We start from the raw sequence: 26,428 nt of genomic DNA on the forward strand, positions 1-26,428 counted from the left end.
CTGCCATCAAGGCAACTCGCCATCACCTTGACTACACTCCTGACACCGCCGCCACGCTGCATGGCTGAAGGTCGGCAAAGGAGTGCCTGTGGGTACGCGTTCTGCCCTGCGCCAACGCGGCGCAATCGGCCTGATGGCGGCGATGACGCTCGGCCTGGCGTTGCTGTTTCTGTTGTTGGTAGTCGACAGCGGCAGACTCTATCTTGAGCAACGCAAGTTGCAGCGGATTGCCGACATGGCGGCGCTGGAAGCCGCCGGCCAATCCGCCGTGTGCACGGGCAGCGGCCCACAAGCCAGCGCCATTGCCCGCGCTGCGGCGACCCGCAACGGCCACTTGCCGGAGGATCCGCTGCAGGCGCTTTGTGGCTACCTGCAGACCGGCGCCAACAGCGTGCGCGCCTTTACCAGCAACAATGCCCGTGCCGAAGTGATCAAGGTTGATGTCAGCCATACGGTCACTACCAGCATTGCCGGCGGCGTGTTCGCGCTGGTGCGCAACGGCCAGCTGCCAGCCACCTCGACCTTGCGCGCCAGCGCCGTGGCGGCCAAGCCCCTCCCCGCCCAGGCCATGCTGCGCATTCGCACTACCCTGGTTAACCTGGATTCGCGTCAGTCGAGCTTGCTCAACGGCCTGTTGAGTGCGCTTGGCAGTAGTGCGCAGCTCAGCCTCGCCGGTTGGCAGGGTGTCGCCGACACCAACATCAACCTGCTCAAATACCTCGATCAGTTGGCCATCGACCTCAAGGTCAATGCCGGCGACTACCAGCAACTGCTCAACGCCGACGCTACCCTGAGCCAGTTACTCAACGCCGCCGCCAAGGTCTTGCAGCAGGGCGGCGCTGCAGCGGATGTAGTGACCAATCTGGGCAATCTGGCGGCCGGCAGCGCCAACGGTACCCTGCTCAATCTGGGCGAACTGCTGAACATTAAGAACGGCACCGCCCAAGCCGGCCTGGATGCGAACGTCCAGTTGCTGCAACTGGTGCAGGGGGTGATCCAGCTGGCCGCCAGGGACAGCGCGGTAACCGCCGATCTGCCGCTCAGCGTGCTGGGGCTGCTCAACGGCCGCGTGCGCATCAAGGTGATCGAGCCGCAGCAGATCTCGGCAATCGGCGACCCGAGCAAGGATCAACTGGCTGTTCACACTGCGCAGATCCGGGCCCTGATCTCCCTTGACCTGCCGCTACTGGGTGGCATCGCCGGGCTGCTCAATGCAGTGCTCGACCTGGCCGCGCCGTTGACCAATATCCTCAACAACCTGCTCAGCCTCAATCTGTCCGGCACGCTGCAATCGGTAGGCTGCGCGCTCGGGATACCGTGCAAGGTCAGCGACATCAAACTGCTCGAAGACAAGCTGCACATCGACATCGGCCTGGAAGTGGCCGAGGCCAGCGCGATGCTCACGCCCACTGCGGCGGATGCGTTCAGTTGCTCACCCAAGAGCCTGAAAACAGCGTCGCGCAAATCAGCGGTAAAAATCGCGGTCGGCAAATTCGATACCCCTGAGACCTTCTTCACCCAAGGCACCACAGCAGTCAAGGCGCTGCCGCTGATCGACATCGGTACCAACTATTGCAGCCGCCTGCTGATCCTGCCGCCCTCGTGCGGCACCCGGGTGCCGTATGCCGGTGGCGGCATCGGTGTGCGGGTCAACAGCAAGGTCCTCGGCAGCGGCCCGCTGGACCTGCCGTTGTTGTTCAAAGCCAGCAGCGAACCTCCGAACATCGGCCTGGCGCCGGCGTATCTGCCGTTGGCGGACACCCTGGTGGTCGCCAGCCTCAGCGACACCCTCATGGGGATTCATCTGGAGGCCTACAAGCCCACCAGCAACAGCGCCCTGGGCGACATTCTGGTGCTGACCGCCGGCCTGCTCGACGGCGTCAAGCTGCTGCTGGAGCCAGTGATCAAAAGCCTGCTCAGCCCCCTCCTCGATCCGTTGGTCAACGCCCTGCTGAAGGTACTCGGGATCGACCTCAACAACGCGGCCGTGGGCGCCAACCTGACCTGCTCCGGGGGCCGCGCTCAGCTGATGCTGTGACATGGCAGGCGAATACAGAAACAGGCACCGTCGCCCTGGTTTCTCACCTGCAGTCTGCCGCCCATGGCGCTGACGATGCCATGACTGACCGATAGGCCAAGGCCGGTACCGACGCCGGCAGGCTTGGTGGTGAAGAACGGTTCGAAGATGCGCTCATGCAGCTGGGGATCGATGCCGCCGCCGTTATCCTGCACCCACAGCACTACGCTGCCCGGCTCAAGGCTCTGGTGCAGGCTGATCGCCGCGTCGCGCCGCCCCAGCCCGAGCAATGCATCGCGGGCGTTGACCAGCAGGTTGATCACCACCTGTTCGAGCTGATCCTGATGGCCAAGCACTTGTGGCTGCTCATCTGGCACGCTGACCTGCACGCTCACGCCTTTGCCGCGCAGGCCTTCATCGAGCAACGCCACCGCAGCAGTCACTGCGGTCCAGGCCGGGAACCACTCGCGCTCTACCTCCGAGCGCCGGCCGAACACGCGCATATGGTCAACCAGCCGCGCCACGCGATCGGTCTGCGCCTCGATTCGGCGCAGCTTCTCCAACAGGTAGTCGGTTTCGGCCAGGCCGCTTTCCACTCGCTTGATGGTGTTGACGGTGGCCATCCGGATGACATTGAGCGGCTGATTGATCTCGTGCAGCAGGCCGGTCGCCAGTTCACCCAAGGTCGCCATCTTGGCCCCTTGCAGCAGTTGCTGCTGGCTGCGCCGCACTTCGGTGTTGTCGCGCCCGACGGCCTGGATTTCCAGCAGTTGGCCGTGCTCGTCGAACAGGCCGCGGTCGGCCCAGATCCACCAGGCGTGCTCGCGGCCGGGCAGCTGCAGACAGATTTCGCTGCTGCTCAGCGGCTGCTCCGGGGTCAGCTGCCGCAGCCGCTCGACAAACGCTGCGCGCTGCGCCGGCGACAACCACTGCCCCAGATCCATCCCTACCAGTTGCTCCGGCGTGCATTGCAGGTAGTCGGCCAATGGCCGGTTGCCGAACATCAGGCTCAGGTCAGGCCGGTAGCGGCAGATCATCGCAGGCGAGTCTTCTACCAGCACCCGATAGCGCTCTTCGCTCTGGCGCACGCGCTCAGCCGCTTCGGTGGCCTCGCTGACATCCAGCCACAGGCCAACCACTTCCAGCGGCTGGCCGAGGTCATCACGCAGCAAGCGCGCTTCATCAAGAATCCAGTGATAACCGCCGCGGCTGTCGCGCAGGCGCACGCGGCAGCGGGCCTGACCCTCGCGCAGCAGGTCGCGGGTGCGTTGCAGCCACAGCGCATGATCATCCGGGTGCACGGCCAGGCCAGGCTGGCGCGCCTGCTCGCTGTCGGCCGCCCAGCCAAGCATGGGCTGCAAGCTGGCGCTGAAGAATTCGCTGTGCAGCGCGCCGTCGCTGCAGCGCTGCACATAGATCACTGCCGGCGAGCTGGCGATCAGGTTTTCCAGCCGGGCCCGCGCGGCGCTGGTTTGCAGCTCCTGGGCCTTGAGCGCACTGACGTCGAGGATGAAGCCGCGCAACTGGCGGCCCTGCAGTTGCCCTGCCCAATGCAACCAACGCGGTGCGTCAGTGCCCGGCAGGCGCAGGCTCACACTCAGCTCGCGGCCCGCCCAGGCTTGCTCAAGCGCCAACTGCAGCGGTTCGCGGTCGGCCGGATGCAGCCGCGCCAACCATTGCTCCAGGCTCACTTGCGCAGGCAGCTCAAGGCTGGCGGCAAGGCATGGGTCGAGCTGCAGCGGGCCATTCAGCGACCACTCCCACCAACCCGCGCCCAACTGCTGCTGCAGTTGCTGCAGATGCCGCGCCTGATGCACGCTGCGGGCGTGGTGCAGGTGGCCCAGCAGCGGTTGCAGCAGCGCCTGCATCAGGGCCTGTGCTGGCTCGCCGTGCAGCGGCGTGGCGACACCGGCGCACAGCAGCCAGGCTTGCACCTGCGGCCCTTGCCGATAAGGCAGCAGGCATAGGCTGGGGTCGGCACACAGCGCCTGCAACTCGGCAGACGCAGGGCCATCGAGCAAGCCCTGCGAGGGCAACTGCGCCAACCACGGCTGCAAACGGCTGGGGGCAGGCCAGGGCCAGGTTGCGTCACTGCGGGCATAGCTGCGCCACGGTTGATCGTCGCAGAGTAACAACTGCAGCGAGGCCGCTTGCCAGTGCTCGGCCAGGCGCTGCAGTTGTTCGCTGACGGTTTGCTGCAGATGCGCTTCACTGCAGTCGCGCAGGGCACGGCTGATATCGGCTGCAAGCTGCTGCTCGACCTGTTGCTGCTGCGTGCTGGCGTGTTCGTGCAGCAGGTCACCGATATCGAACAGCTGCAGCATCCAGCCCTCGCTCTGGCGCAGCAGCCAGCCGCGGGTGTGCAATGGCTGGCCAAGCACGCCATGAAAATCCAGGTCCAGTGGCTGCCCTTGCCAATCGGCCGGCGCCCCTTCGATCACCAGCCAGCTGCGCCGCTGCAGGTAATCGTGCAGTCGCCCGGCGCCCGGCTTGGGCAAAGCGAGCACGCTGCGCAGCGGGCCGGCCAGGCGCAATACCCGCGCTTGATCGTCCAGCCAGACCTGCAGGCCGATCGGCAGCGGTGGGTGATAGTCTGCGGCCGGCTCGGCCGCCGTGCGCCAACGATCGAACAGGCCGCTCATAGCTGCAGACTCGCTTCGGCCTTGAGCCGCGCCGGCAGGCGTGGCACCTCGCCGATCAAGGGCAAGCGCAGCACCGGCACCAACGCGGTGAGGCGCTCACGGGGATAGTCGATGGTCACCGTCAGCAGCTTGTTCGCCGCTAGGCTGACCTGGGCATCGGTGGCCGAGCGAAAGCCCAGCGCCGCCGGCATCCACGCCAGTTGCTGGTCGATGGCCTGACGGGCAACGTTTTGCACATCAGTGGCATACGAGGCACTGGTGGGGTCGAGGGCCACACAGCGGCGTACCGCCTCGCTGCTGGCCTGATTGAACGATTGCAGCATGAGCATCGGTAGCGCATAGCTGACCAGCCCGTAGAACACTGCAAAAAACACCATGAATACAGCGACAAATTCGATGGCTGCTGCGCCTTTTTGCCGTCCCGCCGGGCCTGCTTGCATGTTCGCGTCTACCCTGACTATGAAACCTGCCTCTGAGCATAGAAGTGTTCAACGAATAGGGATGGCGATTTGCCAATGCACAGCATAGTTGTCTTGATGTGGCTGGCCTTGTGTACTGAACAGGATGTCCGTGAACGGCAGATTTCCAACACGCTCACCCTGGGCGTGGCTGCCTGCGCCCTGGCCTGGCTGTTCGCCACCGGCCAGAGCTGGATCGGCGCCGATGCCAGTGAAGCCGGCTGGGCCCTGGCCATCGTCATGCTGTTGACCTTGCCCGGCTATATGCTCGGGCGCTTCGGCGCGGGGGACGTCAAGCTGATGGGCGCCCTGGCTCTGGCCACCAGTCATTACTACGTACTCGGCACCTTCATCGGCGCCGGCGTGGCTGTGTTGCTCTGGCTGCTGACGCGTCGGCGATTATGGAGCCTGCTCAATCCCAAAGTGAAAAAACGCCTGCAGACCCTCGCCGAACAGGTTGGCGACAAGCAGCCATTTGCTCCGTACGTGCTGGTCGGCTTCCTTCTGGCATCCGTATGGATCCAATAGCGCGACCTGCTGTCGCATAAGTTGTACAAGCTTTGTACATAGTCACGAGGTCGGACTACTGTCCATAGCGTGAGCAGGTCTGGCATTGGAGCGGCAAATGTTGAACAGGGAGTTGATCGTGAGCAAATCGGTAAGCGAGGTGAAGGTGCTGGTAGTCGACGACCAGCCGGTAATCGTCGAAGAGCTGTGTGAGTTTCTCGAGAATCAAGGCTACATCTGTTTTGCCGCCCACTCGATGGCGGAGGCGCTGGAGCACTTTCAGGCCGACGATGGCATTGGCCTGGTCCTCAGCGACCTGCACATGCCGGAGCGCGATGGTATCGAGCTGATGCGCGCCCTGAAGGAGCAGGCCGGGCGCCAGCGCATGTTCGAGGCGATCATGCTGACCGGCCGCGCCGACAAGCAGGACGTCATCCGTGCCCTGCGCGAAGGCTTTGCTGACTACTACCAGAAACCCATGGATCTGAACGAGTTGCTGACGGGGGTACGCCGGCTGGAGCAGACCCTGCTGGAGCGGCGGCGCAACTTCCGCGAGCTGGGCACGTTGAATGAGCGTCTGCAGTATCTGGCCGACTCGATCGATGACCTCTATCAGGACCTGGAAAAGGCCCGTGGCCAGGGTGTGCACCGCCGCGCTGGCGATGCGCCGGAAAGCGAGGGCGAGCTGCCGGCAGTGTTCGATAAGCTGTCGCCACGGCAGATGGAAGTGGCCAAGCTTGTGAGCAAGGGTAAGACCAACTACCAGATTGCCTGCGAGCTGGGCATCACCGAGAACACGGTAAAGCTGTACGTCTCGCAGGTGCTGCGCCTGACCCACATGCACAACCGCACCCAGCTGGCCCTGGCCCTGACGCCGCGTATGTCACCACTGCACCAGCGCTTCACGACCCACTAGTTTTTCTCGGAGCTGACCTTCTCCCAGCGGAAGAAGTCCGGGATCTGATACTTGTAGCTGTCCAGCCAGCGCTGCATGGACTGGTCGCGTTCGCGAGCAGTCTGCTGCTGGGGCCTGCTCGACGCCTGCTGATTGCTCGACTGCACCCGCAGCAGTGCTTCGGTGGCAGTCTCGGCTTGCGGCGGATAGGTGGTTTCAGCCGCCAACGCGTCAATTGGGAAGGCGATGCAGGCAAGCAGGATCAACGATTTGAGCATGACGACTGTCTCCATATAGGCCGGTTGCCAGCGCCGCTGGCGTTGGCGATCAGCTGAGTGGCGCCCGCGCAATGGCCTGCAATTGCTTGGCCCGCGCCTGGGCCTCGGCGAACTGCTGCGGCTTGAGGCGCAATCGAGCGACCAGATCAGCCGCCTGCTGCCAGTTGTCCTGCAGGAGCGACAAGGTCACCAGGTTGACTGCCGGCAACTGGTTGTCGTCCTTGAGCTCCAGCGCCGTGAGAAACTCGAAGCGGGCCTGTTCATGCCGGCCCAGACTCATCAGCACCACGCCCAGGTCATTGCGCACCTTTTCATCGGTCGGTGCCAGGCGCACGGCACGCTGCAGGTTCTGCAGCGCCTGCACATCATCGCCGCGGGCAGAGGCCAACTGGCCCAGACCATGCTCGCCCTCGGCCGCCAGGCAGCCGCCGAGCAGGCTGCGGTACAACGGCTCGGCTTCGCTGCGACCAAGCAGGCGCGACACCTTGGCCTTGCGCAGGCGCACCTGGGCAAGGCTGTCAGGCAGCTCCTGCAGGTGCGCCAGGCTCGCGTGCGGGCGGCCTTCATTGAGCATTTCATCGGCAAGATTGAGCGCCAGTTGCTGGTCAGCGTCCGGCTTGGCGCAACCGCCGCTGCCGAGCATCTGTGCCAGGCCGCCAGGCGCCTGTCCGGCGCAACCACTCAGGGCGAACACGCCCAGCAGTACCATCAATCGCTTCATCAGCCCTCCCCTCACGAGCCCAATGCCCGTGCCAACGCAGTCAAACCCGGCCCCGCCAGCACGATCAGCAAGGCCGGGAACAGAAACACCATCATCACTGCCGACATCTTTGCCGACATCTTCGATACACGCTCTTGCAGGCGTGTCAGGCGCCGGTCATCGAGCAGGGTTTTCAGTGCCAGTAGTGACTTCAACGCACCGCTGCCCTGTACCAGCAGCTGGCGCAGAATCACGCAGGTGTCGCTGAACTCGTCGACGGCCAGCAGGTTAGCGGTTTTCTCCAGCTCGCCAGCCAGGGTCAGGCCGGAGTCGACCCGCTGCAGAATCAGGCGCAACTCTTCGCTGATCTGCGGCACCAGCGTGCGGCCTTCCTGGCTCAACACCCGTAGCGCCTGCTCGACGGTCAGCCCGGTCTCGAAGAGGATGCGTAGCAACGGGATCAGCAAGCTGATTTCGTGGGCGATCCGCTGCTGACGACGCGCGGCGGCCACCGCCAGAAATCGCTTGGGCAGCAGATAACCCAGGCCCAACGCGCACAGCGGCAGCACCAGCCAATGACCAGCCCAAACCCCGTCCACGCCATGCTGCAGCAGCAGCGCCAGCACCACCGCCAGCAGCGGCAGACCCAGTTGCACCGCCGCAAACAGTGCGCGCTGGCGGCTGCGGCGCCAGCCCAGGCGATCGAGCAAGGTCTGGGTTTCGCCATCGAGCTTTTGCAGGCGCCGGCCCAGGCCACTGCTACCCAGCCATTGCAGCCAGTCACCAAAACGTTCCTGCCGCGCCAACTGGCCCTGCAAGCGCCGGGCAATCAGCAAGCGCGTGCGCAGCCGGCGCAGCAACTGCGCAGCCAGCAGCCCGCAGCCGGCCAACAGGCACAGCGCGCACAGCAGCCAGGCCGCGCTCACAGGCTCCTCATCATGCGCCACAACACCAGGCAGCCGAGCAGCTGCAGGGCAAATGCCAGCAACAACAGCAGCTGGCCCTGACTGTCGCGCCACATGCCCAGCAGGTAACTGGGATTACCGAGCAAGAAATAGCCGACCATGGTCAGCGGCAGCGCGCCGAGGATGCATGCCGTCACGCGGGTTTCGCCGGTCATTGCCTTGAGCTGGCGTGCGCCCTGCTCACGCTCGCGAATCAACTTGATCAGGTTTTCCATCAGCTCGCTGGCATTGCCGCCGTACTGCTGATTGATGCGCAGGCCCATGGCAAACAGGCGCAACTCGGCCTGGTCATACAGCTCGGCCAGCTCGCTTACGGCAACGTCCAGGCCCACCCCCAGGCGCACATTGCGGCGCACCCGCTGCATGGCCGACTGCAACGGCTCGCGCGTACCATCGATACCGCCGAGCACAGCGTCATTGAGCGTGCGGCCGGCCTTGAGGCTGCGCACGCTGTAGTCGAGCAGGCCGGGCAGTTGCTCGATGATCAAACGCACCCGGCGCCGATAACGCCAGCTCAGGTACAGCCGACCCAGCACAGGCACACTCAGCGCAAGCATCAGTGCCGCCGTCCAGCCCGCTGCCAGTTGCGCAACGATCACCCCGGCCAGCCAGCCCAGCAGCCACGGTTTGGGGTTGAACTGCGCGGTGTCGAAACCTGCGCGTTGCAGCAGTGGATCAAACCAGTCACGGCGGGCCTTGCTGCTGTGCACGGCGCGAAAGGCGCGGCCCAGGCGCAGCAAGGTGCGCTCTTCGCCGCGCTTGTACAGGCCCTGGCGCAACAGCAGTAGTGCCACCCCCAGCAGCAGGGGCGACAGGGCCAGCAGCAGCGCCCCGCTCACAGCACACCGTCGTTGCGCAGCTTGGCCCCGGCGGGGTTCGGCGCATCGCGCAAGAACACATCGCCGCCGCGCCGGTCGAGGCGGAACAGGGTGTTGGTGACGTAGACGTCGTCGCGCACCCCGACCACTTCCAGCACCTCGCTGACACAGCGCCGGCCATCGGCCAGGCGGGTCAGCTGGATGACCACGTCGAGCGCGGCGCAGATCATCTGGCGCAGGGTCTTCTCGGCAATCTGCCGACCACTCAGGCCGACCAGCGTCTCCAGCCGCAGCAAGGCGTCCTGGGCGGTGTTGGCGTGCACCGTGCTCATCGAGCCGTCATGCCCGGTGTTCATCGCGGTCAGCACGTCGAGCACTTCGCCGCCCCTGATCTCGCCAAGCAGGATGCGGTCCGGGCGCATGCGCAGGGCGTTGCGGATCAGCTCGCTGGACTTGATCTCGCCATGCCCTTCGACATTCGGCGGGCGCGTCTCCAGGCGCACCACATGGGGGTGATGCAATTGCAGTTCGGCCACATCCTCGATGGTCACCAGACGCTCCTGCGGGGCGATCATCTGGCTGAGGATATTCAGCAGGGTGGTCTTGCCGGTACCGGTACCGCCGCTGACGAGGATATTGCAGCGCCGGCGCACCGCCCGTTCGAGGAAGTCGAAGATGGCCTGGTCGATGGCCCGAGTGGCGAGCAGGTCGGCGCCCTTGAGCATGTCGCTGCGAAACTTGCGAATCGACAGGCACGGCCCATCCAGCGCCACCGGCGGGATGATCGCGTTGACCCGGCTGCCATCCGGCAGGCGCGCATCAACCATTGGCGATGATTCATCCAGGCGCCGCCCGAGTGGCGCAAGAATGCGCTGCATGACCCGCTCGACATGCTGCGCATCGATGAAGCGCAGGTCGGTCAATTGCAGCAAACCGGCGCGTTCGACAAATACCCGGTGCGGCCCGTTGACCAGAATTTCGGTCACGCTGGGGTCGCGCAGCAGCACCTCCAGCGGGCCATATCCGGTCAGCTCATCGACCAGTTCCTCGGCCATGCGCTCCATTTCATAACGCGAAAGGGCCAGGCGCAGGCGCGCGACATAGTCGCCGACCTGCTCGTAGACGAACTGGGTCAGCGCCGGCCGGGCGCCTTCGAGCAGGCTACGGCCGCTGTCTTCGATGCTGTCGATCACATGCCGGTGCAGGGCGCGCTTGAGCGCCTGCGGTTCAGCTGCAGCATGGCGTGGCCCGCCGAACAGTTCGTCGCCGCTCATTTGCTCCACCACAGGCGGCGCAGCCAGGTCAGGGTCGGTCGCTCAAGGCTCTCGGAGCGATGCGCCAGGCGCTCGCCAAGGCTGTGCAAGGCTTGCGTGAGGGCCTCGCGCGGGGCCAGCTCGAACAGGCTCAAGCCCTGATTCTTGGCATTCAGGCGCAGCTCCGGGCTGTACGGCAGTGCCTTGAGCAGCGGTAAGCCATAGCGCTTGGCCAGGGCATCGGCATCCGGCGCCAGGTTACGCAGGTAGCAGTCGACCAGCAGGCTGGCGTGCTCCAGCTTGATGCCGCGGTCGCGCCATTGATCGAGCACGTCCAGGTTGCGCCGGCAGTCGAGGATGTTCTGGTCGGTATACACGATCAGCTTGTCGCAGTGGCTGATGATGGTGCGCAGGGCTTCGCTGTCGGCCTGCCCGGTCAGGTTGACGACGATATGCTGAAAGTGCTGGCGCAGAGCGCTGAGCAGCATGTACAGCTCGGCGGCGCTGGTATTACGCAAGGGCTCGTCGGTGTCGGCGTAGGCCAGAATGCGCAGACCGCTGTTGTCACGGCTGAAGGCGCTGTCGATCAATGAGGTGTCGAGGCGCCGCAGGTGGCGCAAGGCGTCGCCAAAAAAGAACGAGGCTTCCAGCCCGAGCAGCGCCAGGCTGTCGCCACGCGGCAGGCCCAGGTCGAGCAGCAGGGTCTGCTGGCCGCTGTCTTGGACTACCCGCGCCAGATGGGTGGTGAGCAAGGCCCCATCAGCGCCGCGCTGAGCACCATAGAGCACAGTGAGGCCGCCCAGGCTGGGGTTGCTGGACACCGCCGGCAGACGTTTGCCGAGGCGCCGCACCAGCCCGGCAACTTCACTCGAGCGCGAGCCGTAGGCAACGAAGTCACGCGCTCCGGCGCGCATCGCGTGCAACACCAGCTGGTTGTCCATGCCGTCGCCAAGGGCAACGATGGCCAGCATCGGCTTGGCCTCGAGTACGCCTTCGATCAGCGCGCACTGGTTGACCAACTGCTCACGGTCCAGGCCGATGAACACCAGGTTGCTGAAGGTCACGTCGACCAGCGCCAGCAGTTCATCGAGGCTGCCGCCGCTGGCGCCGATGACCTGGCCGAGCGGTGCCAAGGCGCCCTGCAACCAGTGCAGGTCTTCTTCATTGCGGGTGATCGCCAGATAGGTCTGGTTGAGGCTGTCAGTCATCGTGATAACCCGCTACGGCCGTCGAAGTTGCCGTTTTCCATGAAAAACAAGCGGCCCCAGCTGGGGTCGTAACTGCGCAGACTTTCGCCGGGCAGCTCCGGCAGTCGGGCGTTGGCGGCCAGGGGCTGGACCAGATGGGGGGTGACGATCATCAGCAGTTCGGTCTCTTCACGCACCAGTGCCGACTGACGAAAGAACGCACCAAGCACAGGCAGATTGCCGAGTCCTGGCAGCTTGTCTACAGAGGAGCGGGTATTGCTGCTGACCAGCCCGCTGATGATGAAGCTCTCGCCATCGGCCAGCGAAATGCTGGTGTCGGTACGCCGCACACTCAGCCCGGGCACCAAGGTACCGGCAATATTCACGGCATTGTTGTAGTCCAGCTCGCTGACCTCGGGTGCCACCTTGAGGGTGATGCGATCGCGGCTGACCACCGTCGGCGTCAGCGCCAGACGCACGCCGAACTCCTTGTACTCGATCGACACGTTGTCGCTGCCGGCGCTCGGCACCGGGATTGGGATTTCGCCACCGGCGAGAAAACTTGCGGTCAGGCCGCTGAGCACGGTCAGGCTGGGACGGGCCAGGGTGTAGGCGAACCCGCTGTTTTCCAGCGCGCTGATGGCTGCCAGAAAGCGGCTGCTGCCGCCACCCCAGACGATGTTGAAGACATTGTCGTTGAGCGGGATCAGCGGCCGCGCCACCGGCACGTTGCCCGGCGAGACATTGACGCCCGGCACACTGCCTGGCGAGCCGATCAGGCTGTTGTTCGATCCACTGAAGAACAACCGCGCGCCGGCTTCCTTGTATTTGCTGCGATGCACTTCGACAAAGCGGATGTCGGCCTGTACCTGGATCGGCAGTTGCTCATCCTGCGAGGGCAGCGCCATGTCCACCGAGGCACTGCCTTTGACGAACAACATCGCCCGGTGCGGCGTCGCCGCGCAGGCAGTCCACAGCATCAGGCTGGTGCTGCCAGGCGCCAGCGCCGTCAGCAATACCGCGCGCGGGCCGCTGGCCTGCACGTCGGCCACCTTGGGTTCGCCGACGGCCACCCGGCTGATGGCCAGCGGCAGACGCAGCTCCTGCTGCAGGCCTTGGTCCATCTCGATCACCGAGGGCAACTCGGCCACCGCGGCACAGCCTTTGTCAGCCGCTTGCGCACAAGGCGCGGCGCCGAGCAGCGTCAACGCCAGGCACAACGGAGTGAATAACCGCGAGGAACTACGCATGGCTGCATCCTTGCTGGGTCAGGGGGTGTCTGCTGGCGCTTGGTTGTGGGCGCCACGAATAATCTGCATGCCGGCCACAGCGCCGCTGGGCGCGGCCTTGGCTGGCGGCACCTGCGACAACTGACTGAACCGGAACAGCTCGCGGTTGGCGCTTTGCAACTGCGACTCGGCCTGGCGCTCGGCCCAATAGCCGGCCAGCAGCTGCTCATCGGCGCTGCGCACTGCCAGGCGCAAGGTGCCGGCCTGGGCGGCGAGCATCAGCCGGCTGGCCAGCGCCTCGGGCACGGCCAGGGCCACGGTGCGCGTGCCACCCGTGCCCAGCGCATCGCGCCGCGCCTGCTGCTCATCGGCGCTTTGCGCAGGTCGGCCGTCATTGGCCAGGCCGGTCTGGTCACCGACGCTGAGCACCCGCAGCGCGGGCAGCACGACTTGAGCCGACGCCTGTGGGTTGTTGTTTTCTTCGCGCAGAAACAGCAGCACATCGACGTAATCCCCCGGGCGCAACTGCCCTGCCGCACCGATCACATCGTCTACCGCCAACGCGACGGCGCGCTCATGTCGACGGATCATCCGCGCCAGCGGGCCACCACTCTGAAAGCTTTGTTCATCCAGCCACAAACCCTGCGGCAAGGGGCGCGCGCTGCTGCGCCCGAGCACTTGGTCGAGCTGGCTGAAGGCGCCAGCAGGGACTACCTGCAATCGCTCGATCAGCACATCTTCAGCGGTGAGTGGGGTGTTGGCCGGGACCTGCCGAGCCATGATCACGATGGGGAAACGCGTAGGCTCCGGAACGGTTACGGGCGCCGGAGCAGCTACTGGCGGCGCACTGGCCTCGACCACCGGCGGTGCGGCGACAGGCTCGGCCGGGCGGCTCAGCATCAGCCCCCAATAGCCGGCAAGCAGTGCCGCCAGCAGGAACAGACCGGCGAGGATCATGGTCAAGCGACTGCTCATTAACGCTCTCCTGTCCCTGGAAAACCATGATGGCCAAAAGTAACTATTTCGCTATTGCACGGTAGCGCAGAGCGGCTATTTCGCCATGAATACGGGGGGAGATTTGCAGCCGACAAATTGACGCTGAACAAAAACAGGGGCTTAGCGCAGCTGTTCAAACCTAATACTTTGTAGTTAACGCCTTCTTACATTTGCAGGTCTGCACAGTTTGACGATGCTCTGATGGCAAAGGGGTATCACTGCACGCCGCCCCGCCACCGGCGCCAACCGCGCAAGGAGATGTGCCATGTTGCTGTTGAAGATCTATACCCGCTGCAAAACCTTTATCGAAAGCAAGGACGGCGCCTCGGGTATCGAGTACGCAGTGATCGCGGCGATGGTGGCCGTAGCGCTGGCGGCGTTCGTCACGCCGATATCGACCCAGGTAACGGCCTTGATGACGACCATCCAGACTGCAATTACCCGTTGAGTGGCCCAACCCTCAATTCTGCTGCGCACTCTCAAGCGACCAGGAGCGTTCCATGCTGACTTCTTCCTTGCGTCAACAGATTCTTCTGGTCGACGATGAGGAAGAGGCCCTGCTGGAGCTGGCCGAGTTGCTCGAGAACGAGGGGTTCACCTGCCATACCGCCAACTCGGTCAAGGCCGCGCTGGTGCTGCTCACCCAACACCCGGACATGGCCCTGGTGATCACCGACCTGCGCATGCCCGAGGAGAACGGCATCGCCTTGATCAAACGCCTGCGCGATCACACGGCCCGCCAGCACCTGCCGGTGATCGTGATGTCCGGGCATGCCGATATGGACGATGTCAGCGACCTGCTGCGCCTGCATGTGCTGGACCTGTTCCGCAAGCCGATCTATCACGCCCGCCTGCTGGAAACCCTGGATAACCTGTTCCCCAAGCCACGCATGCAGTCGGTCGGCTAGCGCCGCGACCGATATACCTTCGATGACCCGTACGGCACGCTGATCAGCCCTCAGCCACCGGCATCCACCTGAAATTCCACCCGCGCCGTCTCGCCGCTTTCATCGAGAACACTCAGTTCGACCCGCCCGACCTGCTCAAAGCGCACCAGCAGGCTGTCCTGACCGGACGTTTCGCCCAGCGGCTGGCCGTTGCGGAACCACCAGCGTTGGCCACCACCGCCCAGTGCCGAGACATAGAGTTGCAACGGCTCGCTGCTGGTCCTTGGGCGGCGCAGGTTGTCGCCGTTGCGCACGCCGACGATCGACAGCGGAGGCGCGCTGGCGGGCACCTGCGGCGGGCAGCTCGGGTCAATTGCCGGCAGCCGGGCCGCGCGCCGTTCGACCCGCGCCAGCCAAGGTTCCAGTGGCGCAGGCCAGAGCGCGATCTGTTGCGCCGTGGCACCTGGGCAACTGGCATCCACGCGCAACCCCTGCGGGTTGACCCAGACCGTGTCGCGCAGGCCCAGGCCGAGCGGCTGGTCTGCCGCCTGCAAGGTCGGCGGCGTGGTGCCGTCAAGGGTCCAGGCGAAGCGCTGGCGCCGGCAGTTAGCGTCCTGGCGCGGCATGGGCTGGCCGAGCGGCCAGCAGATCGCGGCCACCCCGACCGACGCCGGCACCTGCTCCACCGGTGGGCGAATACCGCGCTGGCTGTCGCGGTTGCTCAGCAGGTCGTGCACTTGCAGCATCAGCGGCGCCGCCGAGGCCAGGCCGAACTGGCCAGGCACCGGGGTGCCATCCGGGCGGCCGATCCATACCCCGATCAGGTAGCGCGGGCCGACCCCGACCGACCAGGCATCTCGAAAGCCATAGCTGGTGCCGGTCTTCCAGGCCAGTTGCGGGCGCTGCACCAGTTCGGCGTGCGGATCGCGGTCGGGCCGTGCCTGGCCGCTGAGAATCCGCCGGATGATCCACGCCGCACCGGGCGACAACAGCCGCCGTTCGAGCAGCGGATCCTGCGGTTGCAGGCGTACCTGGGCACTCTGCCCGGCCCGGGCCAAGGCTGCATAACCGCCGACCAGATCTTCCAGCCGACTGCCGGCGCCACCGAGGATAAGCGACAGGTTGGGCTCGGCCAGTGGCGGCAGTATCAACGGCATACCCCCCATGCGCATCTGCGCGGCAAAGCGTTTGGGGCCGTAGGCTTCGAGCAGTTGCACGGCGGGCAGGTTGAGCGACAACGCCAGCGCCGAGCTGGCTGACACCGGGCCGCTGAAACCCATCGAGAAGTTGCCGGGCCTGTAGTCGCCATAGCGCCGCGGCACATCCTGCAGAAGGGATTCGGAATGGATCAGGCCGTCGTCCAGGGCCATGCCATACAGGAACGGTTTCAGGGTCGAGCCGGGCGAGCGCAGGGCGTGCACCATATCGACATGACCAAAGCGGCGGGCATCGCCGATGTCGATCGAGCCGATGTAGGCACGGGTGGCCATGGTTTGTGTCTCGACCACCAGAATCGCCGCCGAGGTGCGCTCCGGCAGGCGTGCGCGCCAGCCCAGCAGCAAGTCTTCGAGCCGGCGCTGTAGCGAGGCATCCAGGGTGGTGCGGATCAGCGGCGGGCTGTTCGCCGTGTTCAGCCTGCGGGCCAGCAGCGGCGCCAGTGCCGGCTCCTGCCGCGGGGCGAGCAGCAACGGCTCTTCTCGGGCTTCGGCGACTTGCTGAGCCGACCATACCTGATACTCGCCGAGGCGCTGCAAGACCTTGTCGCGGGCCTGCTGCGCACGCTGCGGATGACGGTCCGGGCGCAGCCGGCTGGGGGCCTGGGGCAGCACCGCGAGCAAGGCGGCTTCGGCTGGGGTGAGCTGTTTCGGTGACTTGCCGAGATAAGCCCAGCTGGCCGCCGCCACCCCTTGCAGGGTGCCGCCGAAAGGAGCGCGGTTCAGGTAGATCTGCAGGATCTGCTGCTTCGACAGGTGCCATTCCAGCTGCAACGTGCGCCACAGTTGTCGCGACTTGCCAGCCAGGGTCCGCTCATGCGGATCGAGCAGGCGCGCTACCTGCATCGACAGGGTGCTGCCGCCGGACACCACGCGGCCGCCGCTGAGGTTGAGCCAGGCAGCCCGCGCCAGGGCCAGCGGGTTGACCCCGGGATGGCGATAGAACCAGCGGTCTTCGTAGGTCAGCAGCGCTTGCAGGTACAGCGGCGACACTTCATCGGGGCTGACGGGATAACGCCATACGCCATCGGCATCGGCAAAGCGCCAGAGCGGCGTACCGTCCTCGGCCAGGACCACCCGGGCAAGGTCGTCGGCCGGCATCGGCAACGGCCAGATGCGATCGGCCAGCCAGAGCAGGCCGACCAGCAGCAGTGCACCGGCAATACTGGTTTGCAATACACGCAGCGCACGATGGCGCGGGCGTATTAAGCTTGGCATGGGGAACCGACCTGGCCAGGTAATGGCCAAAGCCTTGGAATGATCATCAGGACGCGACTATGCATGTAGAAGGTTTTTTTGAATGGCTGGGGCAGGCACTGGGGGCGGTGATCCGCTTCATTGTCGATGGCTTGAGCGGGCTGTTCAATCTGCTGGCCAATGCCGGCGGCAATTTCATCGACGGGCTGGCGCGCACGCTGGGCATGGATACCTCGCTGGTCAGCATCCTCGCCTTGATCGTCGGTTTGCTACTGTTGTACTCGGCAATCCGCGCGTTCATGCGCGCCTCGATCATCGCCGGGATCATCTGGCTGGTGCTCGGCTTGTGGGTCATGAGCTGGATCATTCATTGACTGGAGATTGCCGGGAGGGCTGCGCCCTCCTTTCGCGACACAAGGCCGCTCCTACACAGACCGCGTGACGCCCGGGCGGCGCGGTCCTTGTAGGAGCGGCCTTGTGTCGCGAAAGGGCTGCAAAGCAGCCCCAGCGATCTCGAGCCAGGCACAAAGCCCGCCTCAGCGGCCCTTGACGGTCATATCCCCCTGACTCTCACCCACCGCCTGCAGATTAGGTCGATACATCGACTCAACCTGCGGCGGCGGCACCCGGTAGGTACCCGGGGTCACGGCACGTGCCAGATACAACAGATGGGTGGTGCCGTAGCTGTCCAGTTTCAGGGCAGCGACATAGCGGTCATCACGGTACTCCTGATGCACCACGCTGGCGTTCTGCATAGACTCGCGCCATTCCTTCACCGCACTGCTGGCGTTGTCCAGGCTGGCTGCGCTCTGCGCCAGGTTCTGGTTTTCCAGCTCAAGGCCCGCCGGCAGCAGGTCAACCACCAATGCGTCCGGCACCTGGGTCGAAGCACGCAAGGCCAGGTGCACCAGCACCAGCTCACCGCTACGCAGATTGCGCAGATCCAGCGGCTGACCGTTCATGCCCAGGTACTCGCGGCGGATTTCCATACCGTTACTGCTGGCCGGCGGCGCCTGGCGCGGGTAACCGGACAGGGTCAGTTGCTGATAAAGGGTGTCGCTGCCCTGGTTCTGCAAGGTCAGCGGCGATGCCAGTAACGGCCCTTCGAGCTTCATCCCCGATTCGACGTTGTTGAACTCGCGCACCTCGCCGGCGCTGTCCAGCCGCGCCTGCCACTTGCCTTCAGGTTTACCCAGCAGGCCGCGGCCCGCGAGGAACAGCGCATTGCGCTCCTGGGTCGACAACCAGCGGTTGGCGGCCAGTTCGTCAGACAAGGCAAACAGGCGCTGATCGACCTGATTGGTGGCCAGGTTGTTTTCCTGGAGCAAGGCGAGGATCAACGCCTGGTCACGCACTGCACTGCCGTAATCGGCCATCCAGCCCTTGCCGCGGCTGATCGCCAGGCCCGCTTGCAGCGCTTGCTGAGCACGTGGCTTGTCGCCCATCTTGTCCAGTGCCACCGCCAACTGCACCAGCGGCAGACCGGAACGGGAATCGCTACGGCGCTCGAACACTGCGCGCAGGGCACCCAGCGGCGCCTGCTGACTGCGCGCCAGTACCAAGGCGGCGTAGGCTTGCACGGCAAAGCGGGTGTGCTCGGCGTTGTCGCTGTAGTTGACCTCGATCATATTGCGCTCCTGCAAGTACCGCAGCAGCCGCTCGTTGGCCTTTTTCAGCGCTTCGGCCGGCACGCCATAGCCCTGCTCGCGAGCACGCAGGAGGAAGTCGGTGACATAGGCGGTCAGCCAGTATTCTTCTTCACTGTCGGAGCTCCACAGGCCAAAGCCACCGTTGTAGCGCTGCATGCCCAACAGATGCTCGATGCCCATCTCGATCTTGCGCTTACGCACATCGGCAGGCTCGCCCTTGATGCCGAGGCGTTTGAGACTTTCGGCATCGGCATAGAGCGACGGGTACAGGCCGCTGGTGGTCTGTTCCAGGCAACCATAGGGATAGGCCTCGAGCGCACGGATCTGCTCGGCCAGGTTCAGCGGCGGCCGGCTCGACAGGGCCAGGCTGGCCTCAAGACCGGCCGGCTCGAACTCAGCCAGATCGCTCTCCGGCAGGCTCCACGGCTGATCCTTGAGTGCCACGCGGTAGTGTTTGAGCATCGCCGGATAAGCCGGGCGCACGCCCAGTTTCCACTCACGCTCAAAGCTGCTGGCGGCTTCAGCCGGTAGTTGCAGGCCGTTGACACGCACGCGCAGGGTGCCCTGGCCGAGACCGCCCAAGGCCTGCACCGGGATCATCAGCGTCTTGCGCTGGCCCTCGGCCAGGGCAACATTCTGCTGACTGCCGGCCGCCAGGCTCAACTGGCCTTCGCCGCTGAGTTCGACCGTCAGCTGCTGAGCGCGCCCGGACAGGTTGGCCAGATCCAGCGCCAGGCTGGTGCGGTCACCACCGGCGAGGAAGCGCGGTGCCGACAGCTCGGCGATCAGCGGCGCGGCGACCACGGTCTTGCCTTCGGCCATGCCGAACTGCTCGTCGTTCCAGGCCTGGGCCATGATCCGCAGTTCACCGTTGAAGTCGGGGATATCGACCGATGCTTCGCCCTCGCCCTTGTCGTTGAGGGTCACCGGCAGGCTCTGCTGGGCAACGATGGTCACCGTGGTATTGGGCCGCTTGCCGCCCTTGGCCAGCGCGGCGTCACCACCAAAGGCCAGGCTGGCCAGACGGCCCTGCCCGGCTTCGATCAACTGGCCATAGATATCCAGTTGGTCAGCACCATAGGCCTTGCGCCCGAACAGGCTGGCGAAAGGATCAGGGGTCTTGAAGTCGGTGATATTGAGGATGCCGACATCCACTGCGCTGAGCAGCACATGCACCTGTTTAGGCACGCTGCCGTCGGCAGCGGTAGCCTTGAACTTGACCGTCAAAGGCTGCTTGGGGCGCATCTTCTCGGGCGTCTGCAGGGTCAGGGCCAGCTTGCGCTCGGTCCGATCCAGTGGCATATGGAGCACGCCGACCGCCCGTTTTGGCGTGGCGTTGGCCTTGCGCTCACCTGGCCGAATCACCAGCGCACTGATGTACAGGTCGTGCCGCGCCCACTTCTTGTCCAACTGCACGTCGAAGGTCTTGCCTTCGGCGGGCACGTCGATTTCCTGCCACCACAGCGGGCCATCGCTGGATTCGATCATCAGGTAGCCGCTGCCGGCTGCAGGCGGCGTGACCGTGACCTTGGCCGTGGCGCCGTCGGCATAGGACGGTTTGTCCAGGGCCAGCTTGACCTGATCCGGGCGCACCGCGCCGCCTTCGGCATTGTCCTGAGCGCGGTAACCGGCCCAGAAGCGTGCACTGGACACCAGCCCGGTCTGCGGGTCTTCAACCTCGACCCGGTACGGGCCCCACTCGACCTGGAAGTTCAGCTTGGCGGTGGAGCCGGCTTTGACGCTGACGGTCTCTTCGCTCTGAGTCAGGTACTTCTCGTTGTAGTTGTAGCTCCAGCCGTCGCTCTGCGAGTAGTTCCAGTAGTAGTCGCGGCGCTCACGGATCAGCCGCACCTTGAGGTCGTCGGCGGCCAGCTTGGCACCGTTGCGGTCGGCTACCAGCACTTCGAATTCGACCGGGCCATCGCCATCGGTTTCTTCACCGTCGAACAAACCGCGCAGGCCAGGCAGGCGCTCGGCCGGCCAGATCGGTTGCTCAAGGCGGCGGGTAATCGGTCGGCCGCCGGACTCCTGCAGGCTGGCCTGCACACTCAACTGCAGCGGCGAACGGGCCTCGCTCCAGCGGCTTTCGATGTCGATGGTGGCCTTGCCGGCCTGGTCGAGGGTGACTTCGTCCAGCTCCAGATCCTGACTCAGCTCGGTTTCGGTGATCGACCCGAACTGGTAGCCGGGCAACGCCGGCACTGCTTCACGCAGCGGCCGCACGTAGGCCTGGCCACTGAGGCGGTTGCCCGCTGCCGGGGCGCCATACAGGTAGCGGCCATTGACTTTGATCTGCGCGGTCTGCTCGGGGCTCAGCGGCGTGGCGCTGCCCTTGAGTTCAAGCGCCAGACGCTCGGGCAGGAAGTCTTCGACGAGGATCTCGAAAACCTGCTTACGGCCACCGCCGAGATCGAGCAGCAACTGCCAGCGACCGGTCGGTGCCTCGCTCGCCAGTTGCAGCTGATATTGATAGAGGCCATTGGCATCGGCCTCCCAGACGAACTTGCGGCTGACCTGCTCATCTGGCCGGCGCACCTCGACGCTGACTGGCTGCGCCTTGACCGGCTTGCCATCCTGATCACGCAACAGGCCATTGAGCAGCACGGTCTCGCCCGGGCGATAGAGGTCACGCGGGCCGAACACGAAGAACTGCAGCGGGTTGGCCTGCGGCCCGGTGATGTCGAACTCGGCCAGGTCGAGGGCGGCGGTATTGAGCCGCAATAGAGTGGTGTGCACGCCCTGGGTGGCGATCAGGGTATCGGCCTTGTCGGTGATCGGCAGCTGGGCATGGCCGTCACTGTCGGTCTTGGCCTGAGCCAGCAGCTTGCCCTTGTCGTCGTGCAGTTCGAGGTTGACGCCACTGAGCGCCTTGCCGCCTTCCAGTGCCTGGGCGAACACATCCAGGCGGTCACGGTAACGGTGCGCCGAGACGCCGATATCACTCAGGGTGAACAGGGTTGCTGGCTGGGAATAGTCATAGGTGCCAGATGCACGCATCACCGCCAGGTATACGCCTGGCTCCTGCAGTGGCTTGATCCCGGCAATCGGCAGCAACACAGTCTCGCGGGTGTTGCGGGCAGGGTTGAGGTCGAAGCGCCCGCCGTAGACCAACTCGGCCATGTCCAGGGTTTCTTTGGACTGGTAGTAGTACAGGCTGCTGTTGCGGCCCCAGTTGGCCAAAAAGGTCGAGAGCATCTCCGGCTTGATGCGGAAGAACTCGACATCGACCTTGTCGACGTTCAGGGCAATCACCGGCAGGCCTTCGGCCAGGCGCGTCGGCAGCAACGAGCCTCGGCTGGCAAAGCCGATGGTGGCCTGCATGTCGCGGGTTTCCAGGCGGCTGACCGACTCGGCCGCGAGGCTGTTGCCATTCACCGCGAGCAGGCCCTTGTCCAGGGTCAGCACCAGCTTGCGCTGCGGTTCAAGGTGGCGCAGGCGCAATTCCATCTGGTTGTCGGAAAGCTCCCAGCCGCCGTCCACCTTGCCTTTGACGGTGTCGACCAGGTGCACCTTGCTGGCGAAGTCCTGCTTGGCATCGAGCGGCGCCGAGAAACTGATCGACAGCGCGCTGGCGCCGTCGAGCTGGGTTTCCGAGACATCGAGCACGGTCAGCTCGCGGCCTGCGTAGCGCTTGGCGAGCACTGCCGGGTCTTCCCGTTTGGCGGCCTTGGCTTCGGCCGGCGCAGTTGCCGCAGGCTTTTCGACAGCGGCAGTGGTGTCCTTCGACGAGGAATCACAGGCACTGAGCAATGCCAGCGCGCAGGCCAGCAACAATCCTTTGTTGAACATGGAGAGAAGACTCTTGGGCAGCGTGTTCTTGAGGCCTGCAACTATAGCGCAACGGCCAGCGGCTTACCTGCTGTCGCGTGGTAACTGCGAGCTTGTTCGCACGGGCGGCCGGGCAGCTCGCTAGAATAGCCTCGACGGCGCCCCGCCAATCTCAGCCTTGATCGCAACAGGAGTCCGTATGCCCCCGCTGTCCGCCGACTGGCGCCACCACCTGACCCACCGCAAGGTCTGGGCGCTGGCCGCACCGATGATCCTCTCGAACATCTCGGTGCCGTTGGTTGCATTGGTCGACAGCACGGTGATTGGCCACCTGCCGCATGCGCATCAGCTCGGCGCGGTGGCCGTGGGCGCGACCTTGTTCACCTTCATGGTGGGTTTGATGGGCTTCCTGCGCATGGGCTCCACGGGCTTCGCCGCCCAGGCCGCCGGGCGCAACGATGGCGCGGCGCTACGCCAAGTGCTGGTGCAGGGATTGCTGCTGGCGCTGGGTTTTGCCGCGCTGATCGGGGTGTTGGCACTACCCTTCAGCCAACTGGCGTTGCAGGTAATCAACCCAAGTGCGGCGCTGCATCAGTCCACCGAAGATTTCTTCCACACTCGGTTGCTCGGTTTGCCGGCAGCCTTGGCCAGTTACGCCCTGGTCGGCTGGTTTCTTGGCACGCAGAACGCGCGCGCGCCGTTGGCGATCCTGCTGACCACCAACCTGCTCAACATCGCGCTCAATCTGTGGTTCGTGCTGGGCCTGGACTGGGGCGTGATTGGCTCGGCGCGGGCTTCGGTGATTTCCGAATGGAGCGCCGCCCTGCTCGGCCTGGCTCTGACCCGACCGGCGTTACGCCGCTATCCTGGGCAGCTCGCCTGGGCGGCACTGCGCCGCTGGCAGGCCTGGCGGCCGCTGCTTTCGGTCAACCGCGATATCTTCCTGCGCAGCCTGGCGTTGCAGCTGGTGTTCCTGCTGCTGACGGTGCAAGGCGCACGCCTCGGTGAAGCGACGGTGGCGGCCAATGCCCTGCTGCTCAATGGCCTGTTGCTGACTGCCTATGCCCTCGACGGGCTCGCCCATGCGGTTGAAGCGCTGTGTGGTCACGCCATCGGCGCCCGCGACCGGCAGACCCTGCGCCGCTCGCTGGTAGTCGCCGGCGGCTGGTCGCTGATTGTCAGTATTGGTTTTGCCGGGCTGTTTCTGCTCGGCGGGCATTTGTTCATCAACCTGCAAACCGACATCGCCAGCGTGCGCGAGGCGGCCTATCCGTACCTGTCGTACCTGGCAGTGCTGCCGCTGATTGCCGTGTGGAGCTACTTGCTCGACGGCCTGTTCATCGGCGCGACCCGCGCGCGTGAGATGCGCAATGCGATGCTGCTGAGCTTGCTGCTGGCGGCGCCATTGGCGTGGATGGCCAGCGGGTATGGCAATCATGGATTGTGGCTGGCGTTTCTTGGGTTCATGGCGTTGCGCGGGGTGACGCTGGGGTGGGTTGGCTGGCGGATGCAGCGAGAGGGGCGGTGGTTGGGGTGATTTAGGGCGATCTTTTCAACGGCCAATTCGAGGATGACCATATCCACCAGGGCGCTGGCCGAGTAAAGCTGGGGCCGCTCTGCGGCCCTTCGCGGGTGAACCCGCTCCCACAGGGGTCACATACAGCCCTGTGGGAGCGGGCTTGCCCGCGAAGGGTCGCAGAGCGGCCCCAAAGTCTCAGGCGCAGCAAAGGCCGCTAGCGGCCCCCCCTTTTGTACATTACGACGACAGGTACGAAGACCGGGTCAGGCCCAACCGCAGCGCATCCAGATACTGGGTGCGTTCGCGGGCGGTGATCTTGGCGCTGGCGACCTTGTCGCGGTAGTGAGTCATCAACTCCTCCGGAGACAGGTGCACGTAGCGCAGCATGTCCTCGATGGTGTCGTGGGTCTCGATCCCGGCGTGGTAGGCGCTGCCGTCGGCGTTCTGGTAGATGTTCACCGAGTCGGTGTCACCGAACAGGTTGTGCATGTCACCGAGGATTTCCTGATAGGCACCGACCAGGAAGATCCCCAGCAGGTAGTCTTCACCCTCGTTGATACCATGCACCGGCAGGCTGGTTTCGATGCTCTGCTCGTCGACGTACTGGTTGATCTTGCCGTCCGAGTCGCAGGTCAGGTCCTGCAGCACGGCGCGGCGCAGCGGCTCTTCGTCCAGGCGGTGCAGCGGCAGGATCGGCAGTACCTGGCCAATCGCCCAGGTATCCGGCAGGCTCTGGAACACCGAGAAGTTGCAGATGTACTTGTCGGCAAGCTTGTCGTTGAGTTCGTCGAGCACCTGGCGGTGCGAGCGCTGACGGGCCTTGAGCGAGTTGTGCAAGCGGCGGCACACGGCGAAGTAGCACTGCTCGGCGAGGGCCTTTTCCGACAGGGTGAGTTTGCCGTCGGCATACTGCGCCGCGACGTCGCCCATGTAATGGGTGGCACGCCAGTAGGTCTCGGTGACCATCTCAATATCGGTTGGGCCGAGCAAGTCGACCAGCCATTGCACGGTCTCGGGCAGGGCTTCCTTGTTGTCGATGGTCGGCACTTCGTCGTTGTGCTTCTCGACGTCGGTCACCTGCACCACCAGCATCGCGTGGTGCGCGGTCAGGGCACGGCCGCTTTCGGAGAAGATGTGCGGATGCGGCAGGCCCTGCGCATCGCAGAACTCCTTGAGCATACCCACCACGACGGCGGCGTAGTCGTCGATGTCATAGTTGATCGAGCTGGCATTGCGCGAGTGGGTGCCGTCGTAGTCGACCCCAAGGCCGCCGCCAACGTCGATATGGTCGACCGGCAAGCCCAGTGAGCGCAGCTCGCCGTAATAACGGATCGCTTCCTTGAAGCCATGCTGGTAGTCGGCCAGGTTGGCGATCTGCGAACCCATATGGAAGTGCAGCAGGCGGATGCCCTGGTCCAGCCCGGCAGCGCGGAAGCGCTCGACCACCGACAGCAGCTGCGCCGCCGACAGACCGAACTTGGACTTCTCACCGCCGGTGTCGGCCCACTTGCTCGAAGCAAGCGACGACAGGCGTACGCGCAAGCCGACCTGTGGCTTGACCTTGAGCTCGGCAGCCTCTTCGATCACCAGGGCGACCTCGGATTCTTTTTCGATAACGATGAATACGTTATGACCAAGCTTCTGGCCCATCAGCGCGAGGCGGATGAACTCACGGTCCTTGTAGCCGTTGCAGACGATGGTGCCGCCCTTCGGCGCCAGCGCCAGCACCGCCAGCAACTCTGGCTTGGAGCCGGCTTCAAGGCCGATCGATACGTTCTGGGTGGCGATGATGTTCTCGACCACCGCTTCCTGCTGGTTGACTTTGATCGGGTACAGCGCGGTGTACTCGCTCTGGTATTCCAGGCGCGCGATATTGGCGTCGAAAGCGCCGGTCAACTGGCGGACGCGGTCCTGCAGGATGTCCGGAAAACGCACCAGCAGTGGCAGCGAAAGGCCACTCTGGCGCAGCTCGTCAACCTGTTCGAAGAGGTCGATGGGGGCACTGTCGGGGCCGTTGGGGCGCACTTCGACGCGCCCGGCTTCATTGATGGCGAAATAACCAGCGCCCCAATGGCGGATGCCATAAACACTGCGGCTGTCGGCCACGGTCCACTGGCTACCATCGTCTTTGCGTGTGCGTCGTACGGACATTCAAGTCCCCTGTAGATAAGTCGAAGACACTGCCTTGGCGACAAGGCGACGGCAGTGTAAAAGCGAAAAATGACGATTCGTCCATGCCAGGGGTAGAC

At 64.7% G+C, this 26,428-nt stretch carries 20 protein-coding genes; 7 read left to right on the forward strand and 13 right to left on the reverse strand.

Going from position 1 to position 26,428, the window contains the following annotated elements:
• The first annotated feature begins 88 nt into the window (after window positions 1–88).
• A complete protein-coding gene (locus ACIOAU_RS07770; protein WP_401181172.1) occupies window positions 89–2,038 on the forward strand; it encodes a pilus assembly protein TadG-related protein in 1,950 nt (649 codons plus the stop codon).
• On the opposite strand, the gene ACIOAU_RS07775 is transcribed toward ACIOAU_RS07770, so the two are convergent.
• Both ACIOAU_RS07775 and ACIOAU_RS07780 read right to left on the reverse strand, forming a co-directional pair.
• On the reverse strand, window positions 2,023–4,659 hold the full coding sequence (locus ACIOAU_RS07775; RefSeq protein ID WP_401181175.1) for an ATP-binding protein: 2,637 nt from the start codon (window positions 4,657–4,659) through the stop codon (window positions 2,023–2,025). The genes ACIOAU_RS07770 and ACIOAU_RS07775 overlap by 16 nt on opposite strands.
• Window positions 4,656–5,099 (reverse strand): TadE/TadG family type IV pilus assembly protein, encoded by a 444-nt coding sequence (locus ACIOAU_RS07780; RefSeq protein WP_181089662.1) that lies wholly within the window; start codon window positions 5,097–5,099, stop codon window positions 4,656–4,658. The genes ACIOAU_RS07775 and ACIOAU_RS07780 overlap by 4 nt, the downstream gene beginning before the upstream one ends.
• A 75-nt stretch (window positions 5,100–5,174) precedes the next feature.
• Here ACIOAU_RS07780 and ACIOAU_RS07785 point away from each other — a divergent pair, with 75 nt between their 5' ends.
• Together ACIOAU_RS07785 and ACIOAU_RS07790 are read left to right on the forward strand one after the other, a co-directional pair.
• The gene (locus ACIOAU_RS07785; protein WP_103435924.1) at window positions 5,175–5,645 is read left to right on the forward strand and encodes a prepilin peptidase; all 471 of its coding nucleotides are present in this window, start codon (window positions 5,175–5,177) and stop codon (window positions 5,643–5,645) included.
• A 97-nt stretch (window positions 5,646–5,742) separates the two neighbouring features.
• Entirely contained in the window at window positions 5,743–6,540 is a 798-nt protein-coding gene (locus tag ACIOAU_RS07790) for a response regulator transcription factor (protein WP_150573720.1), read from the forward strand.
• Here the strand turns inward: ACIOAU_RS07790 and ACIOAU_RS07795 are convergent.
• From ACIOAU_RS07795 to cpaB, 8 genes are read right to left on the reverse strand one after another with little or no spacing between them, the layout of a single operon-like run.
• Entirely contained in the window at window positions 6,537–6,797 is a 261-nt protein-coding gene (locus tag ACIOAU_RS07795; RefSeq protein ID WP_401181179.1) for a DUF3613 domain-containing protein, read from the reverse strand. The genes ACIOAU_RS07790 and ACIOAU_RS07795 overlap by 4 nt on opposite strands.
• A 49-nt stretch (window positions 6,798–6,846) precedes the next feature.
• On the reverse strand, window positions 6,847–7,518 hold the full coding sequence (locus tag ACIOAU_RS07800; protein WP_401181182.1) for a tetratricopeptide repeat protein: 672 nt from the start codon (window positions 7,516–7,518) through the stop codon (window positions 6,847–6,849).
• An 11-nt stretch (window positions 7,519–7,529) separates the two neighbouring features.
• Window positions 7,530–8,423: a type II secretion system F family protein gene (locus ACIOAU_RS07805; protein WP_188035266.1), complete on the reverse strand. Its 894-nt coding sequence runs from the start codon at window positions 8,421–8,423 to the stop codon at window positions 7,530–7,532.
• On the reverse strand, window positions 8,420–9,301 hold the full coding sequence (locus tag ACIOAU_RS07810; RefSeq protein WP_401181186.1) for a type II secretion system F family protein: 882 nt from the start codon (window positions 9,299–9,301) through the stop codon (window positions 8,420–8,422). The genes ACIOAU_RS07805 and ACIOAU_RS07810 overlap by 4 nt, the downstream gene beginning before the upstream one ends.
• Window positions 9,298–10,554, reverse strand: a complete 1,257-nt coding sequence (locus ACIOAU_RS07815) for a CpaF family protein (protein WP_401181188.1) — start codon at window positions 10,552–10,554, stop codon at window positions 9,298–9,300. Before ACIOAU_RS07815 ends, ACIOAU_RS07810 begins: the two co-directional genes overlap by 4 nt.
• Entirely contained in the window at window positions 10,551–11,741 is a 1,191-nt protein-coding gene (locus ACIOAU_RS07820; RefSeq protein WP_101316116.1) for a pilus assembly protein, read from the reverse strand. Before ACIOAU_RS07820 ends, ACIOAU_RS07815 begins: the two co-directional genes overlap by 4 nt.
• A complete protein-coding gene (locus tag ACIOAU_RS07825; protein ID WP_188035263.1) occupies window positions 11,738–12,970 on the reverse strand; it encodes a type II and III secretion system protein family protein in 1,233 nt (410 codons plus the stop codon). Before ACIOAU_RS07825 ends, ACIOAU_RS07820 begins: the two co-directional genes overlap by 4 nt.
• 18 nt (window positions 12,971–12,988) lie before the next feature.
• On the reverse strand, window positions 12,989–13,924 hold the full coding sequence (gene cpaB / locus ACIOAU_RS07830; protein ID WP_188035262.1) for a Flp pilus assembly protein CpaB: 936 nt from the start codon (window positions 13,922–13,924) through the stop codon (window positions 12,989–12,991).
• A gap of 286 nt (window positions 13,925–14,210) precedes the next feature.
• Here cpaB and ACIOAU_RS07835 point away from each other — a divergent pair, with 286 nt between their 5' ends.
• Window positions 14,211–14,393 (forward strand): Flp family type IVb pilin, encoded by a 183-nt coding sequence (locus ACIOAU_RS07835; RefSeq protein ID WP_101316110.1) that lies wholly within the window; start codon window positions 14,211–14,213, stop codon window positions 14,391–14,393.
• A gap of 52 nt (window positions 14,394–14,445) precedes the next feature.
• Window positions 14,446–14,853: a response regulator gene (locus ACIOAU_RS07840; protein WP_101316108.1), complete on the forward strand. Its 408-nt coding sequence runs from the start codon at window positions 14,446–14,448 to the stop codon at window positions 14,851–14,853.
• Between the two features lie 50 nt (window positions 14,854–14,903).
• Here ACIOAU_RS07840 and pbpC read toward each other — a convergent pair whose 3' ends face one another.
• Window positions 14,904–17,264, reverse strand: a complete 2,361-nt coding sequence (gene pbpC, locus ACIOAU_RS07845) for a peptidoglycan glycosyltransferase PbpC (RefSeq protein WP_401181193.1) — start codon at window positions 17,262–17,264, stop codon at window positions 14,904–14,906.
• Between the two features lie 59 nt (window positions 17,265–17,323).
• On the opposite strand from pbpC, the gene ACIOAU_RS07850 reads away from it, so the two are divergent.
• Window positions 17,324–17,617, forward strand: a complete 294-nt coding sequence (locus ACIOAU_RS07850; protein ID WP_101316104.1) for a hypothetical protein — start codon at window positions 17,324–17,326, stop codon at window positions 17,615–17,617.
• A 162-nt stretch (window positions 17,618–17,779) separates the two neighbouring features.
• Here the strand turns inward: ACIOAU_RS07850 and ACIOAU_RS07855 are convergent, their stop codons facing one another.
• Window positions 17,780–22,681 (reverse strand): alpha-2-macroglobulin family protein, encoded by a 4,902-nt coding sequence (locus ACIOAU_RS07855; RefSeq protein ID WP_401181196.1) that lies wholly within the window; start codon window positions 22,679–22,681, stop codon window positions 17,780–17,782.
• A gap of 178 nt (window positions 22,682–22,859) precedes the next feature.
• Between ACIOAU_RS07855 and ACIOAU_RS07860 the strand changes: the two genes are divergently transcribed.
• A complete protein-coding gene (locus tag ACIOAU_RS07860; protein ID WP_401181198.1) occupies window positions 22,860–24,197 on the forward strand; it encodes an MATE family efflux transporter in 1,338 nt (445 codons plus the stop codon).
• Window positions 24,198–24,416: 219 nt separating this feature from the next.
• Here ACIOAU_RS07860 and speA read toward each other — a convergent pair whose 3' ends face one another.
• Window positions 24,417–26,330 carry an arginine decarboxylase gene (gene speA, locus ACIOAU_RS07865; RefSeq protein WP_101316098.1) on the reverse strand — a complete coding sequence of 638 codons (1,914 nt, stop codon included), beginning with the start codon at window positions 26,328–26,330 and terminating at the stop codon, window positions 24,417–24,419.
• Window positions 26,331–26,428 lie beyond the last annotated feature (98 nt).

The sequence above is a fragment of the Pseudomonas sp. NPDC088322 genome (assembly GCF_044740745.1).
GTDB classification, from domain to species: domain Bacteria; phylum Pseudomonadota; class Gammaproteobacteria; order Pseudomonadales; family Pseudomonadaceae; genus Aquipseudomonas; species Aquipseudomonas shirazensis.

What these genes read in the sequence shown, in the direction of transcription:
- ACIOAU_RS07775 (WP_401181175.1), bottom strand. Translation starts at nt 4,659, where the DNA reads ATGAGCGGCCTGTTCGATCGTTGGCGCACGGCGGCCGAGCCGGCCGCA.
- ACIOAU_RS07780 (WP_181089662.1), bottom strand. Translation starts at nt 5,099, where the DNA reads ATGCAAGCAGGCCCGGCGGGACGGCAAAAAGGCGCAGCAGCCATCGAA.
- ACIOAU_RS07785 (WP_103435924.1), top strand. Translation starts at nt 5,175, where the DNA reads ATGCACAGCATAGTTGTCTTGATGTGGCTGGCCTTGTGTACTGAACAG.
- ACIOAU_RS07790 (WP_150573720.1), top strand. Translation starts at nt 5,743, where the DNA reads ATGTTGAACAGGGAGTTGATCGTGAGCAAATCGGTAAGCGAGGTGAAG.
- ACIOAU_RS07795 (WP_401181179.1), bottom strand. Translation starts at nt 6,797, where the DNA reads ATGCTCAAATCGTTGATCCTGCTTGCCTGCATCGCCTTCCCAATTGAC.
- ACIOAU_RS07800 (WP_401181182.1), bottom strand. Translation starts at nt 7,518, where the DNA reads ATGAAGCGATTGATGGTACTGCTGGGCGTGTTCGCCCTGAGTGGTTGC.
- ACIOAU_RS07815 (WP_401181188.1), bottom strand. Translation starts at nt 10,554, where the DNA reads ATGAGCGGCGACGAACTGTTCGGCGGGCCACGCCATGCTGCAGCTGAA.
- ACIOAU_RS07820 (WP_101316116.1), bottom strand. Translation starts at nt 11,741, where the DNA reads ATGACTGACAGCCTCAACCAGACCTATCTGGCGATCACCCGCAATGAA.
- ACIOAU_RS07825 (WP_188035263.1), bottom strand. Translation starts at nt 12,970, where the DNA reads ATGCGTAGTTCCTCGCGGTTATTCACTCCGTTGTGCCTGGCGTTGACG.
- cpaB (WP_188035262.1), bottom strand. Translation starts at nt 13,924, where the DNA reads ATGAGCAGTCGCTTGACCATGATCCTCGCCGGTCTGTTCCTGCTGGCG.
- ACIOAU_RS07835 (WP_101316110.1), top strand. Translation starts at nt 14,211, where the DNA reads ATGTTGCTGTTGAAGATCTATACCCGCTGCAAAACCTTTATCGAAAGC.
- ACIOAU_RS07840 (WP_101316108.1), top strand. Translation starts at nt 14,446, where the DNA reads ATGCTGACTTCTTCCTTGCGTCAACAGATTCTTCTGGTCGACGATGAG.
- pbpC (WP_401181193.1), bottom strand. Translation starts at nt 17,264, where the DNA reads ATGCCAAGCTTAATACGCCCGCGCCATCGTGCGCTGCGTGTATTGCAA.
- ACIOAU_RS07850 (WP_101316104.1), top strand. Translation starts at nt 17,324, where the DNA reads ATGCATGTAGAAGGTTTTTTTGAATGGCTGGGGCAGGCACTGGGGGCG.
- ACIOAU_RS07855 (WP_401181196.1), bottom strand. Translation starts at nt 22,681, where the DNA reads ATGTTCAACAAAGGATTGTTGCTGGCCTGCGCGCTGGCATTGCTCAGT.
- ACIOAU_RS07860 (WP_401181198.1), top strand. Translation starts at nt 22,860, where the DNA reads ATGCCCCCGCTGTCCGCCGACTGGCGCCACCACCTGACCCACCGCAAG.
- speA (WP_101316098.1), bottom strand. Translation starts at nt 26,330, where the DNA reads ATGTCCGTACGACGCACACGCAAAGACGATGGTAGCCAGTGGACCGTG.